Here is a 14,172-nt window from a genome sequence, read left to right as displayed (position 1 = left end):
TTTGTCGTGTTCATCCAGTGTTGGAATGAATCAAAACTAAATCCCCAGTTCATCAGTATATATGCCGAAAAGAAGCATAAAATGTCTGTCCGTTCCGAAAACTACAGATGGGGCAACCCGTCTACTCGCAAGGAAGGAGGGAGACCATGTACTACATCAAGGATGCCAAAATACGCCGCTTCACTGAACTTGACGGAGTGCGCTGCGCTGAGGTAGAGGTGCGGCCCGGTGCCGCAGATGACCCGGAACTGCTGGTCTATATTACGGCCAAGGATCAGACGGATGGTCAGCATGACTATGACATGGTACGGATCATCCGCAATGACGCCGATCTGGAGCTGGATTGGTACGACAATAATCTGCATTCGGCATTTGAGGAAGTGACAGACAAGGCCTTTACCGACTCTACACACATTACTGCCGGTGAGGAGCGAGAGAAGTTTAAAAAAGAATTGCTCTCCTATGGGCAGCTCAGCACAGAGTTTGCCAAGGAGTTCGGGGCATGAGGATATGGTGTGCTATGCCCCGGCTTTTGTTGATTTGGGCCCCGGCGCCATCGCCGGATCAGTGTGAAAGGAGGGGGAAATCATAGACGGCAAAGCGAATTATAAGAAAAACAAAGGCAGCAGTTATATTCATAACAATGAGTTCGCGGAAGAAGTGCTGGAGAAAAACGTAAGACATGAAGTACGGAGAAGTCCTAAACGCTTTGGGAATAAATAAGCAGCCATTGAACCAAATAGCAACAGCAACTCATCAAGAATGACCCTAAAGAAGCCTCCGTATCCCGCCAAATTAGCGGTATGTAGGAGGCTTCTTTTTGAACTAAGCCGCTTCACGCAGCGTCATAATCCCTTTATAGATGTTATAAACAAAAACCCCGAGATAAACCACTACGAATAGCAGTACAAACCCGATCACTGAACCTGCATGATTCGCCGTAATAATAAAATACACGAGCGGAATTGCCGCAATAATGGGGAAAATATGCGATAAAATAGCTTTTTTTGCATGTCCCTGAACATATTCGTCCCGTACTGCAATCCACACAATGACAGGCACTAGAAAAGGTGCGAAGAAAATGCTGAAATAACAAAGTGACGACAAAAGACCTCTCACGGCTTTACCCCTCCTTTATGCATGGTTCTTTGTACATAATACCCCGTTAGTGTCCAAATGATTCCTTTTGCAGCCCACTTCCCTACATCATGAAAAAATGCTTTTGACAGTTGCTCGAAATGTGATATAATAATCAATGCGCTGAATACATAAGGTTTTATTGATCAGCATCTTGTCCCAGTAGCTCAGCTGGATAGAGCAACGGCCTTCTAAGCCGTCGGTCGGGGGTTCGAATCCCTCCTGGGACGTCGAAGCGTTCAGATATGTAAAGTTTGAACGAAATTAAAAATGCTTCAAATCCTTGATATATAAGGGTTTGGGGCATTTTTTCTTTTATTGGGGTTACGATAGAAAACGTTAGAAAAAGGTGTGATTAATACACCTGTTTACTCAAATTATACACACGATTTTTACACGCTATATAAATGTTCAAAAATGTCTGTTGTTTTGAATCCTGTCCACGTAGCTCTTTCATAAGGTGGGCATATGTAGAGGTAGTGATATCTAATGAGGCGTGACCAAGCCGCTCCGAAACATACAGTAAACTAACACCTTTATATAGTAGCACGCCTGTTGAATAACCACAAAATGGTAGAAAAAAGATCGTCTTTTCTGTAGAATCGTTGGTACCATCCAAACGAATCCGTAAGAAGACGATCTCATGAAAAATTCTATCACGATTACATCTATCCTTCAATCCATGCTGACTCCTGAAGAAGTTCAAAGGGTTGTGAAGTTAATAGGTTATGAAGACAAAGCCCGCAAGTTTACGGTCTACCATTTACTCCAATACTGGTGCATGGCTGCGTTGGAACAATGGGGTAGCTATCGATCCAGCGTAGATTATGCGGCTCTCTGTGGCTTGCCCGTCATCCACTACTCACGCTTTTCAACCAAAGCCGCCGAAGTCCCGTTTTCCGTATTTAAGGAACTTTTCCATCTACTTGTTTGCAAATGTAACCGGGAAGCACGTCGGAAACTGACTTTCCCAAAAGAATTATTACTCATCGATTCAACCACGATGACGGTGGGAAAAACGCGTTTGCCTTGGGCTCCTTATCACGGGGAGCGTGCAGGTATTAAACTTCAAGTCGCTTTACGAGCAGAAAATGGGCAACCCTTCAGGTGGTCGAAACGCTGGGCTCCAAGCATGATGGCCCCATGAGTGAAGCGTTGGCTCAACCGGACTACATTTTGGTGATGGACCGTACTTATGGGAAACTGGAGCGTCTGGATCACTTCAAAACCCATGGACAATCGTTTGTCATTCGGCTTCGCGACAACGTCCATTTGGAAAAGCCTCATGCGCTACGTCGCCTTACGAAGCCAGATTCATCCGTCATTCGGGATATCACTTGCCAGTTGGGAACCCCTCAGTGTCGTTCCAGACAACGTCATCGTGTGGTGATGTTTCGGGATTTTGAAGGTCGGGAAATTCGGGTGGTTACCGATTTAATGCAGGTGACCGCAGAACAAATCGCACAGATCTATAAGGCTCGATGGCAGATTGAAGTCTTCTTTCGTTGGATCAAGCAACATTTGAATATTCCAACGCTGTTTGGTACGACTGAAAATGCGGTCTATGGGCAATTATTCTGTGCTCTAATCGTCTATGTCCTGCTCAATTGGCTATTTGTTGCTGCTCAGACTTCATGGCCCCAACATGCCGTTCATTCCTTTGCGCGATTTTCTCGTCTATTTCTTCTTCAAAACTACCTGTTGAATGGCTGATTCAGATTCGGCGCGTTCTTCTTCAGTGCACCTCTTGTTTCATGAATTGAGTTACTTATTTTGGTTATTCAACAGGCGTGGCAGAATCTAAAAGTATCTATAATCATAAAAGATTTATTCCACTTTTAGATAAGGATTGAGAAGACCATTTCAGCTAACTGCGGCTTTAGTTTAATAACAACTTCCATAAAAGAGCGCGATTCTATAATAAGGATCAGTTCGTTTTCATTAAAGGGCCATATTATATCTTTTAATTTAAGTGAAACTGCCTAAAAAGTATGTTAATATCGGATTTAACAGACAGACAAACTAGTATTTATAGAGGCGAAATTATGAGAAAATATAGAATATATCAAGTAGACTCATTTACAAAAAATAGATTTCATGGTAACCCTGCTGGGGTTGTTCCAAATGCAAATGGACTTACAGATGAGCAGATGCAGAGAATTGCAAGAGAATTAAATAATTCGGAAACTGCATTTATTTTTGAAACAGATTCTTCAAATTATGATGTTGAAGTAAGATTTTTTACTCCAACAACAGAGGTTCCAATTTGTGGTCATGCAACAGTAGCAGCACATTATATTTATGCAATTGAGAGAAAAGCTGAAACTGGAAGAATTATTCAAAAAACAAAAGCAGGTATATTGCCTGTTGATGTTATAAAGTATGAAGATGACTATTCTATTGTAATGACACAGGGAGAACCTTCTGTATCAGAGCCTTTAAATGATGAAATAAGAAGTCAGATTGCAAATGCGTTAGGTATTTCTTGTAAAGATATTTGCATGGAATATCCAGTTGCAATATCTTCAACAGGTCATTCTAAGGTAATGGTTCCGATTTACTCCAATGAAATACTACATAGTTTAAAACCTGATTTGCAGAAGCTTACAGAAATCAGCAAGCATATTGGATGTAATGGATATTATGTTTTTACATTAAATCCACAAGAGGATATATTGGTTCACGGAAGAATGTTTGCTCCTGCAATTGGAATAGCTGAAGACCCGGTGACAGGAAATGCAAACGGACCGCTTGGAGCCTATTTGGTACACTATAACATTTTGCAAAATGAGAATGAGCAGTCTTTTGATTTTGATATTTTACAAGGTGAGGCAATCAAAAGAGAGGGAACAATGCATGTTCATGTGAAAAAGGAACAGGGAAAACCCGTATTAGTTCAAATTACGGGGAAAGCGGTTATTGCTTTTTCAACGGAGATCATACTTTAAAAAAGTCTAACAAATTTATCAATAAGCTTAATGACGGATTGTCAAGCCAAGTACAAACCCAATAACACCAACGTCCCAGCAAGTACTCCTGGGACGTATAGCAAAGCTTCCTACATGTAGGAAGCTTCAGAGTGTCGAGAAAGTCCAGAGGACTTTTCGACACTTCTATTTTTATATGGGGAGACGCATCTTTTAAAACAAAAATCGATTTAAAACGATCTGAGGACCCTAGTTTTTAGACCACTAAGACAGTTTTAAACCCCCTGCAAAAAAACAGGGGGTTTCTCGACAGCCTGAAGCTTCCTACATGTAGGAAGCTTTTTTGTGTTCCAGCAGGATGATAGCGACCTACCTTTTTATACCGTCGCCTTCTCTTTATGAGCAAAGAACTGCGGCAGATGCTCTTTGTGTGCCTCCAGCAATTCATCCAGCACGGTTTGAGCAATATCCCCACTTGGTACGAGCGGATTCAGGGTGAAGGCTTGCAGTGCGGTTGCATAGTCACCGGTGACCGCCGCTTCAATCGTCAGCTCTTCCATTGCCTTCATTACTTGCAGCAAGCCCCGCTGTGCAGGTGGGAATTTGCCAAAGTTGACAGGTTCGGCACCATGGGCGCGAATGACACTGGTCACTTCGATGGCGCTATCATAAGGAACATCATCAATCGCACCATTGTTACGTGTACTAACGACCATCAATGTGCCTTTGTTGTTATAAATGGAATTAATGATCTCACAGGCTGCATCGCTGTAATGCGCACCACCGCGTTTGGATAATTCCTCTGGTTTGTAATCCAGATTCGGATCTTTATACAGTTCGAACAGACTTTCTTCCAGACGTTTGACCACTTGGCCCCGAGTTCCTTCGTTTTTGGCTTCCTCTAATTCTTCCTTGAGCATGTTATCCGTCATATAGTAATACCGATGGTAAGGACAAGGCAGCATTTTCAATTGACGAACTTGATCATACAGGAAGCGCATGTTCTTAATATTTTCAACGACTTTCTCTGGCTTTGCACCCGGAGCGTACAGTCCTTCAATAACTTGCTCTGTTAATTCGGCCCCTGTTTTGTCATAAACCTTGTGCCAATGAAGGTGGTTAATCCCTGCAAATTTAAAGAACAGCTCTTCTTCCGGTTTGTCCAGCACAGCTGATGCACTCTTGATCGCGCCGATTGGAACATTACATAATCCGATGACTTTATCCCACTGACCATAACGAAGCACGGCTTCGGTGACCATACCCGCAGGATTGGTAAAATTAATCAACCATGCATTCGGACATAGTTCTTTCATATCTTCCACAATACTGAGGATAACGGGTATGGTGCGAAACGCTTTGAACATTCCTCCGGCCCCATTGGTCTCCTGACCGATCATGCCATGTTTTAACGGAATACTTTCATCCTTAATCCGGGCTTCCAGCAAGCCTACCCGAAATTGGGTCGTTACAAAATCGGCGTCCTTCAACGCTTCCCGACGATCCAGCGTCAAATGTACCTCACAATCAATGCCTGCGGCCTTCACCATCCGTTTGGCCATAGCACCTACGATCTCCAATTTTTCACGTCCTGCCTCAATATCTACCAGCCACAATTCCCGAATGGGAAGCTCTGCATAACGTTTGATGAAGCCTTCTACTAGTTCTGGTGTATAGCTGGAGCCTCCGCCAATGGTTGCAATCTTTATGCCTTTTTTCATAGTTAGTGCCTCCTAAGTATGTTTTGTAAACCGCTTTCTTAAGCACAAATTCACTGTAACCCCTGTAATGCATTACAGGTCAAGCGCTTTTAAAAAACTTATTTTGGGAAGGTGACAATTATAGGGCGGACACTACGAACATGCTAAACACGAACATGCTAAAATAGAAAGAACGAGGTGAGAAAAATGGCGAATATTCATGAAATTGCAAAGCTGGCGGGGGTATCCTCGGCTACGGTATCCCGTGTCATTAACAACCATCCGTACGTGAGTGAACCCACAAGGCAGCGTGTGCAGGAGGTCATAGATCGGCTGGATTATGTTCCCAATTTAAATGCGGTATCTTTAAAAAAGGGCATGACCAAGCTCATAGGGATTATTTCACTTTCTTTTAATGATTCATTGGGTTTATTTGTGCGTGGATTTACAATGTATGCCCAGGAGCATGGCTTTAATATAGCGCTATTTATTACGAATGGGGAGAAGGGGCGAGAACTTGAAGCGCTGGAAATGTTGCGGAGAAAGCAACTGGACGCTTTGGTCTGTATGATTCGCGTCAATGAGTGGAGTGTGATTGAGCATTATACAAAATATGGTCCGATTGTGACCTGGCAGCGTGTAAACATTGAGGCAATCCCGTCTGTATTTATGGATCAGTATCAGGGCTATACGCTGGCATTGGAACATTTGTACGCTCGAGGATATCGGAAAATTGTGAATGTGTACGGCAGCATGCGGGGGTTGAATACAAAAGAACGCATTCGAGCTTATCATGACTTTTGCGAAAAATATGATTTGGACGCTGAGGCCTTCCCGCATTTTTATGATTTAAATTCAATAGCAGCTGGTGAACAAATAGCTCATTGGTGGGCAGAACGAGCACAAACTGACAGGCCGGACGCCTTTGCCTGTTCTACCGATTATTTGGCAGCAGGTCTTTTGACTGAAGCGCGTAGGCTAGGTGTTTCTGTACCGAGTGATTTTGCAGTAGTAGGCTTTGATAACACCGAAATCTCGCATTTGCTTGATTTAACTACGATTCATTACCCGATAGACAAGCAAGCTGAGAACGCGTTCATTATGATTCGAAATGCCCTCGAAGGGCTGGATGAAACGATACATCATCTGGAATTCAAATTAGTAGAGCGAGCGACCACCTGATTCCAAAAGGGACTTCATGTTAGTGGTTATTAATTTCCATATTAAAGTTTATATAGTAGGAATAATGGAAGAAAAATGTTGACACATGTTAAAACTTGGTGAATAATTTGAGGTGAAAGTATAAAATTTGGATTTTTTGTATGAAGGGTGGTTATGACTTGGGACATACACCTACGATTTTGACGAAGTTAGAGGATTATTTAGGGGAAAACAATTTGACGCTGGCACAATTTGCCGAACATTCAGGTGTTCATCAAAGAACACTTAATAATTGGATTGCCAAGCATCGTCCTGTTGCTATACATCAGCTTGATCGAATCACTTGGGCTATGGGACTACCAGAAGGTTTTTTTTACGAACTATACATAGATAACTACATCATTGAGCGTTCCCCGGATTGGAGGCGAATTGAGCCGTTGTTGTTTCGCTGTGCGGAACTGGACAAGTTGGATGCTATCCAGCTTGTAGTGGGACATATTATGGACAACCTTCTATATTCCCCAAAGTTATTTGATGCAGCAGAAAAATTATTCGCACAAGGCCAGCACAATGCTGCATTGTTGCTCTACGAAGGGATTGCGGAAGGCGAGAAGTACCAGCATTCTGAACGTTTGGCTATCTGTCAGTATCGTCTGTTTACCATTCAGGTGGGTAACAATCAGATCCGAAATCTCAAGGCGGCTACACGATTTGAACCCTTTGTCGAACGTCTGAATGAAATAGACCAACTTGATGCGTTAAAAGATTTGGCGAATGTGTATCGTTCTCTGCGTGAATGGGACAAGCTCGATGCAACTGCTCGAAAAATGAGAGCCAAAGCGGAGATCCAATATTCTTTGAAGCATCAACAGAAAAAGCGAGAGTGGGAGGAGTCTGAAAAGAGGCTGAGTCGTCCGATGTTTGTGTACATTACCTATGCTGATTTACTGTGTGCGAGTGTCTGTGAAGCCCAAGGCGATTATCAGCAAGCATTACAATTTACAAATGCCTACGCAGATTTAGATTGGGTGATCGAGACAGACCAGAAAACTCAACACTGGGTCAACTTGTTCAAGCATTGGGCAGAAGGTAATACTTATGTAAATAAACTCCTATCTGGAGATACGAATGTGCTTCCTCAGTATGTTGAATATATTGCATCCACATCAATCACTACCGAGAATGAAAAGCTATCCAAGTTGCTGAACGTTATGATAGCTGCTAACCGATATGCAATAGATATCAATGATGTCCTTTCACGTTTTGAAGTGGAGATTAATTCTTTTGCTCTGCTATCACAATCTACTGATATGTACACCCAACAAGTGATGCCGGATTATTTTGCATGGTTTGGTTATGAACTGGCTTATTACTATTTAAGACGGGGAATGTTCAATGATGGCTTTAAACACTTAATATATGCATTGGTAAAAGCCCACATACTAAATAATGAGACTTATTTTATAAACTGTACGGGACTTTTTGCACATTTCCAAGCACATGCGCTTCCCGAAACGAGGGAAGAGTATTTCAAACTATTAGAAAAGGTGTGGTTAGACAATGTTGAAAAAAATGATTCTGCTGGTCATCGCAGCTAGCTTCTTGTTTATTTTAGCAATGCCTGTTCAGTCGCATAACCAAAATCAAAGAATAACGCCTCAAGTACAAATTGGAGGTGCTTAAAACGGTTAGGTTGTATGTTCTAATATTCATTGAATCTTTTTATGAAAAAAGCCTCGGTCCCGCTTTATTAGTGGAGACGGAGGCTTTTTTACGTGGATTTTGGGGCTTCGCTGTTTATGCAAACTTTTGGGATGTTCTTTTTTATTAGGCGCATCATTTGGAAATCCAAAAAACGTCTTTTTGTTATAAAATATGACATATAGGAGGGATCATGCTGATGAATCAAAGTGTGACTTTACTTTGTGTCGAAAGAGCTAGGAAGAAACTGTACCAGGTCCAGAAAAAGTATGGATTTTTAACACATCCTAAAGTAATAGAACAATCTAAAAAGCTGGATGATCTGTTGAATCAATATCAAACATGTAGATCGGATCATTGAGAAATGAGACCATATTTTTCTTTAATTCCTTGACCACATCTCTAACCTGCTCTGTCTGTGTCACGGCTGAAATCACCGCTACACCATCTGCACCTGCACGTGCGACTTCCTCAACACGGTCCACTGTAATACCTCCGATCCCAACAATCGGCACATCAATTCCCGCTTTACGCATCTCATATAAAATTGCCGGTCCCTGTACGGCACGGGCATCATCTTTCGAGATGGTGGGATAGATGGGCCCAACGCCGAGATAATCAGCACCTTGCAGGATGGCTCGACGTGCTTCCTCAATGGTATGGGCGGAGACGCCTAAAATTCGATTTCCGATACGCTCGCGGACGGAATCGGCGGATTCATCGTCCTGACCGATGTGAACACCGTCGGCGTCGAGTTCAAGAGCCAACTCCACATCGTCATTGATGATGAAGGGGACACCAGCGTGACGGCACAGTTCCTGTAGCTGGCGCGCAAGTTCGAACATAGGAACGCCCGTTAACGCGCCGAGACCCTTTTCTCGGAACTGGACCATGGTTGCCCCGCCAGCCAGAGCCTCCTGCACGACCCAGCCTGGTTCCGCGAGGCAATTCACGCTTCCAAGCACCAGGTATATCTGTAGATGGCGGCGCACTACCTCTGACAATATTCTGCCGCTCATAGAAGCATCTCCTGACGACGTCGGTAGGCCCAATGATTGGTTGGGCCGTGTCCCTGTCCCAGAGACAACGTATCCTCAATCGCCGCCTGGATGAAGGCTTTACCATTCGAGATAGCCTCCGGTACAGACATCCCTTTCCCTAATTCCGCGGTAATCGCTGCCGAGAAAGTGCACCCTGTTCCGTGTGTATGGACAGTCCGTACTCGCTTGCCGCTCAGCTCTATAAAGGCGGTTCCGTCAAAAAGCAGGTCAACAATCTGTCCGCTGATGTCGCTCTCGTCAGCGTGGCCACCCTTGATCACAACGAATTTTGGTCCCATACTGCTAATATGTCTCGCAGCCTCGCGGCGATCCTCCATCGTATGGATACTGATCCCTGTCAGGGCTTCCGCCTCCGGGATATTCGGTGTAACGACCAGGGCCAAGGGGAGCAGGTCGTCCTTCAAAGCCTGCACCGCTTCCAGCTGCAGCAGTTCAGCGCCTCCCTTGGCAATCATCACGGGATCGACGACGACCTTTTTCCAGCCGAACTTTCGAATCTGCTCGCTCACAAGACGGATGATGCCAGCATTAAACAGCATGCCAGTCTTCAGGGCATCCACTCCAAGGTCTAATCCTACGGATTCGATCTGTTCCGCTGTTGCTTCCTCTGGTAGCGGATATACGCCGTGGACCCCTAAGGTATTCTGTACGGTAACGGCTGTAATAGCCGACATGCCGTACACGCCAAGTTCTTGAAAGGTTTTGAGATCAGCTTGAATTCCGGCCCCGCCGCCACTGTCCGAACCAGCAATCGTCAGCGCTCTGGGTACACGAACGTCTGTCATCGCGCACCACCTGCTGCTGTTGTTCCGGCTTCATGGATCGAGACATGCCCTTCTAGTGAACCTGTATGCAGTTTGGCCAGCTCGTCGAGAAAGGCAATCTGGAAGCTGCCGGGCCCCAGTTCTGCGGTACGTGCTGCGGCTCGAGAAGCTGCTGCACCGTAAAATGCCAAACCTGCTGTACCTGCGAGCAGCAGGTTGGGTTCAACAGCTGCAAAGGCACCTAACACAGAGGTCAGCAGGCAGCCTGCTCCCGTTACCTTCGTGAGCAGCGCGTCTCCGCCGCTAATCATTCGTGCTTCGGCCCCATCGGTGATGACGTCCTCTTTTCCAGTAATGACAACCATCGTATTGAGCGTTCGAGCAGCCCGAATTGCCAGATCGACATGGCCGCTGGCAGCACTGTCACCGGCATCTACGCCTTTAATCTTACGCGCTTCTCCAACAAGATGTGCGACTTCGGCTGCATTGCCCCGCACCAATGAGATTTTGACTTCACTCAGGATTCGCAGTGCCGATTCGGTTCTAAAGCTCGTTGCTCCCGCACCGACCGGATCTAGCAGCACCGGAACACCGTGTGCATTCGCCGATTGTCCAGCAATGATCATGGCATCCACCAGTTCGCGGTTCAGTGTACCGATGTTTAACACGACGGCGCCTGCTATTTTTGCCATATCTGCTACTTCCTCAGGTGCATAGGCCATCACCGGGGAGGCGCCCAATGCATACAGACCGTTGGCCGTAAAGTTGGTGACTACCACATTGGTCATATTGTGAACGAGGGGTTTGCTGTTTTGTACCTTCGTCAGGAGATCCGAATAACTTTTTTTCCATGTACTCATAATGATTATCCTCTCTATAGTTGGTGGTTCAACAGGGCATTAACCGTACTTCACACATCGAATCGCCAGGCTGACTATTCCAAGACCGCTGCCTGCATCTGGACCGGCCATTCTTCCTGCTTATAAGCCATGTCCCAGAACTTATATTCCAGCTGGCAGCTCAGTATAAAATGCTCAATCATCCGCTCCCGCTCAGCAGCCGTTGCGTCTTCCGCCCAAGCATCTACACGTTCTCGGAACTTGAGTGTTGTATCATCAAGCTGGTCTCCATAGAAGCCAATCCATTCATAGAACGGATGAGACTCATCCGGCTTTACTTCATCCAGCAGCCTGCGACCAATCTCGGCATACGTCCACATACATGGCAGCAGCACAGCCAAGATCTCGCCCAGGCTACCCTCATGCGCAACCGTCAGCATGTGACGGATATAGTGATGAGCCGACGGAGCGAGCGGATATCCCTGCAACTCTTCATAGGTCACCCCTGCGACAGCACAGAAATTTTGATGCGGATGAACCTCGCTGTGGAGAATAAAAGAGATTTGTTCATTAAATACAGCCATATCCTCCCGATTCGTGCATTTGGAGATTGCGATGCCGTATATCCGCATGTAGGCGTTCAAATATTCAAAGTCCTGTTTTACATAGTGAATCAGCTGTCCCCTTGTCAAACTGCCTTCAGCAATACCTCTCACAAAGGGGTGCTCAAAAATCGCTTGAAAAATGCCGTCCGCCTGCCGACGGAGTTCTTCTGTAAAACTCAATTTCCCCACCTCCATCAAATTGAAGAGCAAGAAGTCCTGTAAGAATATAATTCCGGAACAACGCTAAAAAGCCGCCCCGGAAAAATGGGAGCGGCTTCAACAATAGGCCCAATACGCAAAAAAACGTTTGAAACCTTATATATGAAGGCTCCACTTTCCTACGCTAGTACGAACTAGATCAGGTTCAAAGGGTCCAAGATACGTTCTTGTCTCAGCCATAGCGGCTCCCCTAGTGGACTTCTATTCTTTTGACTATTACTGTACATACGTTCATACGCTATGTCAAACATAGTGTGCAAAATATTAAATTTCCTCTAGTTAGGTGTTTTGAGCTTAGTGAGGGTGATGAATTACACTTTCCACAGCTTTGACCTTGGCATATTCCGGTTTCCACATTGCATCTCGTATAGCTTGTTCCACATCTGAAATGTGCGCCTGAGCTACCTGATCCTGTATCGCGGCTTTTGCAACCGCAATCGCAACAGCGTACGAAACTTCGCGTAATTTTCGGATATGAGGGAGTAGCGCACCGCCAGGCGTATTCGAATCTACACCATTGGCAACAGCAACTGCTGCCGCTGTAAACATCGCAGGGGTAATCCTTTTGGCTTTAACCACAATCGCACCCAGACCCAGTCCCGGAAAAACAAAGGCATTGTTCGCCTGTCCAATCTCAAATTTCGTACCGTTATAGGTGACGGGCTCAAAAGGACTTCCGGTTGCAATCAGTGCTTTGCCATCGGTCCACCGGATCAAATCCTCGGGTACTGCTTCTGCAAGGTTTGTAGGATTGGACATGGGCATAATGATCGGGCGTTCTACATGTTTCGCCATCTCCTTGATGATCTCTTCAGAAAAGGCACCTGCTACACCGGAAGTTCCAATCAATATCGTAGGCTTCACCTGACGGATGACCTCTAGCAGTGGTATTTTGCCGTCACCCGATCGGGTCCATGAGCTGACTTCATCCTTTTTGCGCACATACGGTTTCTGATACTCCAATACGTCTTCCATATCTTCCATTAACAGCCCGCGATAATCAAAGGCCCAAAAGGACTTGAAGGAATCTTCTGCGGAAAGGCCGTCCTCAATCATAGCACCCCGAATTTGATCAGCATTACCGATTCCTGCTGCCCCTGGGCCGAAAACAAGTATTTTTTGTTCACGCAGCGGAGTCTTGGTGACATCCACCGCCGAAAGAATCGCAGCCAAGGTCACCGCTCCTGTACCTTGTATATCATCGTTGAAGGTGAGTATGCTTTGACCGTATTTTCCTATAATATGGCGTGCATTTACGCTACCCACATCTTCCCAATGTAAAAGCGCTTTTGGGAATTGCGCTAACGTTTTGCTGATAAAAGTATCAATAAACTGGTTATAGGCTTCTCCGCGAACCCGTTTATGGCGGTTTCCGATGTACAGTGGATCATTCAGCAGCTTTTCATTATTTGTACCTACATCCAGTACAATTGGCAGCACCCGCCCGGGATGAATGCCTGCCGCAGCCGTATACACTGCAAGCTTGCCGATAGCAATGTTAATCCCCCCAACGCCCCAGTCACCAATCCCCAAAATACTTTCGGAATCTGTCACGACGATCAGATCCACATCATGGCCGCTCAAACCAGAATTATGGAATGCTTGTCCAATACCGTTCAGGTTATCTATCGACAAATATATGCCTCCAGGGCGGTTGTACTCGTGACTATATTCTTGAATCGCGGTTCCTACGGTCGGCGTGTAGACTACGGGCAGCATTTCACTCAAATGATCGGTTAGCAGCCGGTAGTAGAGTACGACATTTCGGTTGTGAAGGTCGTTGAGAGAAGCATTTTTTCGCAGCATGGTGGGTTGCGCCAGAAACTGCTGATATGCCCGTACGCTCTGTTTCTCCAATGAAAGGACGGTTGGAGGAAGGATTCCTTCCAAACCCAGCTCTTTGCGTTCTTCTTCTGTAAAAGCGACACCTTTGTTCAAAAGGGGATTTGCCAACACATCCTTTCCCCGTAATGGAGTAGATAATGACCCATCGCGATTGATATAAAATGCTTCCATAGAAAGACCTTCCTTCTCTTCATTTTCATAACTATTCATAAC

At 45.2% G+C, this 14,172-nt stretch carries 14 protein-coding genes, 1 tRNA gene and 1 riboswitch; of the genes, 8 read left to right on the top strand and 7 right to left on the bottom strand.

Features of this window, described 5'->3' with window-relative positions:
• Positions 1–146 precede the first annotated feature (146 nt).
• Positions 147–506, top strand: a complete 360-nt coding sequence (locus ACL9RM_RS13900; protein WP_013311672.1) for a hypothetical protein — start codon at positions 147–149, stop codon at positions 504–506.
• Between the two features lie 319 nt (positions 507–825).
• Here the strand turns inward: ACL9RM_RS13900 and ACL9RM_RS13895 are convergent, their stop codons facing one another.
• Complete coding sequence (locus ACL9RM_RS13895) at positions 826–1,119, bottom strand: DUF4870 domain-containing protein (RefSeq protein ID WP_016324668.1); 294 nt, start codon at positions 1,117–1,119, stop codon at positions 826–828.
• 174 nt (positions 1,120–1,293) lie between these two features.
• Between ACL9RM_RS13895 and ACL9RM_RS13890 the strand changes: the two genes are divergently transcribed.
• The 4 genes from ACL9RM_RS13890 (at position 1,294) to ACL9RM_RS13875 (ending at position 4,085) form a co-directional block, all read left to right on the top strand.
• Positions 1,294–1,367, top strand: a tRNA-Arg gene (locus ACL9RM_RS13890).
• A 413-nt stretch (positions 1,368–1,780) separates the two neighbouring features.
• A complete protein-coding gene (locus ACL9RM_RS13885) occupies positions 1,781–2,284 on the top strand; it encodes a hypothetical protein (RefSeq protein ID WP_250266540.1) in 504 nt (167 codons plus the stop codon).
• Entirely contained in the window at positions 2,281–2,850 is a 570-nt protein-coding gene (locus tag ACL9RM_RS13880) for an IS4 family transposase (RefSeq protein ID WP_250266539.1), read from the top strand. The genes ACL9RM_RS13885 and ACL9RM_RS13880 overlap by 4 nt, the downstream gene beginning before the upstream one ends.
• Before the next feature lie 332 nt (positions 2,851–3,182).
• Positions 3,183–4,085 carry a PhzF family isomerase gene (locus tag ACL9RM_RS13875; protein WP_250266538.1) on the top strand — a complete coding sequence of 301 codons (903 nt, stop codon included), beginning with the start codon at positions 3,183–3,185 and terminating at the stop codon, positions 4,083–4,085.
• A gap of 356 nt (positions 4,086–4,441) precedes the next feature.
• On the opposite strand, the gene ACL9RM_RS13870 is transcribed toward ACL9RM_RS13875, so the two are convergent.
• On the bottom strand, positions 4,442–5,785 hold the full coding sequence (locus ACL9RM_RS13870; RefSeq protein WP_013311670.1) for a 6-phospho-beta-glucosidase: 1,344 nt from the start codon (positions 5,783–5,785) through the stop codon (positions 4,442–4,444).
• A 186-nt stretch (positions 5,786–5,971) separates the two neighbouring features.
• On the opposite strand from ACL9RM_RS13870, the gene ACL9RM_RS13865 reads away from it, so the two are divergent.
• The 3 genes from ACL9RM_RS13865 to ACL9RM_RS13855 all read left to right on the top strand — a co-directional run bounded on the left by ACL9RM_RS13865 (position 5,972) and on the right by ACL9RM_RS13855 (position 8,987).
• A complete protein-coding gene (locus tag ACL9RM_RS13865) occupies positions 5,972–6,946 on the top strand; it encodes a LacI family DNA-binding transcriptional regulator (protein ID WP_061828852.1) in 975 nt (324 codons plus the stop codon).
• Positions 6,947–7,104: 158 nt separating this feature from the next.
• The gene (locus ACL9RM_RS13860; RefSeq protein WP_250266537.1) at positions 7,105–8,523 is read left to right on the top strand and encodes a helix-turn-helix domain-containing protein; all 1,419 of its coding nucleotides are present in this window, start codon (positions 7,105–7,107) and stop codon (positions 8,521–8,523) included.
• Positions 8,524–8,819: 296 nt separating this feature from the next.
• Positions 8,820–8,987: an aspartyl-phosphate phosphatase Spo0E family protein gene (locus ACL9RM_RS13855; protein WP_080682975.1), complete on the top strand. Its 168-nt coding sequence runs from the start codon at positions 8,820–8,822 to the stop codon at positions 8,985–8,987.
• On the opposite strand, the gene thiE is transcribed toward ACL9RM_RS13855, so the two are convergent.
• The 5 genes from thiE to ACL9RM_RS13830 all read right to left on the bottom strand — a co-directional run bounded on the left by thiE (position 8,932) and on the right by ACL9RM_RS13830 (position 14,130).
• On the bottom strand, positions 8,932–9,645 hold the full coding sequence (thiE, locus tag ACL9RM_RS13850) for a thiamine phosphate synthase (RefSeq protein ID WP_250268952.1): 714 nt from the start codon (positions 9,643–9,645) through the stop codon (positions 8,932–8,934). The two genes, ACL9RM_RS13855 and thiE, sit on opposite strands and share 56 nt — an antisense overlap.
• A complete protein-coding gene (gene thiD, locus ACL9RM_RS13845; protein ID WP_250266536.1) occupies positions 9,642–10,472 on the bottom strand; it encodes a bifunctional hydroxymethylpyrimidine kinase/phosphomethylpyrimidine kinase in 831 nt (276 codons plus the stop codon). The genes thiE and thiD overlap by 4 nt, the downstream gene beginning before the upstream one ends.
• Positions 10,469–11,311 carry a hydroxyethylthiazole kinase gene (thiM, locus tag ACL9RM_RS13840; RefSeq protein WP_250266535.1) on the bottom strand — a complete coding sequence of 281 codons (843 nt, stop codon included), beginning with the start codon at positions 11,309–11,311 and terminating at the stop codon, positions 10,469–10,471. The genes thiD and thiM overlap by 4 nt, the downstream gene beginning before the upstream one ends.
• 74 nt (positions 11,312–11,385) lie before the next feature.
• Positions 11,386–12,075, bottom strand: a complete 690-nt coding sequence (tenA, locus tag ACL9RM_RS13835; RefSeq protein WP_250260555.1) for a thiaminase II — start codon at positions 12,073–12,075, stop codon at positions 11,386–11,388.
• Positions 12,076–12,213: 138 nt separating this feature from the next.
• Positions 12,214–12,316: riboswitch (TPP riboswitch) on the bottom strand.
• Between the two features lie 92 nt (positions 12,317–12,408).
• On the bottom strand, positions 12,409–14,130 hold the full coding sequence (locus ACL9RM_RS13830; protein ID WP_250266534.1) for an NAD-dependent malic enzyme: 1,722 nt from the start codon (positions 14,128–14,130) through the stop codon (positions 12,409–12,411).
• Positions 14,131–14,172: the final 42 nt, after the last annotated feature.

The sequence above is a fragment of the Paenibacillus sp. S29 genome, assembly GCF_049319765.1.
Lineage (GTDB): Bacteria > Bacillota > Bacilli > Paenibacillales > Paenibacillaceae > Paenibacillus > Paenibacillus polymyxa_B.
Note: the sequence above shows the minus strand (reverse complement) of the source record. Positions and strands in the feature narration are given on the sequence as shown.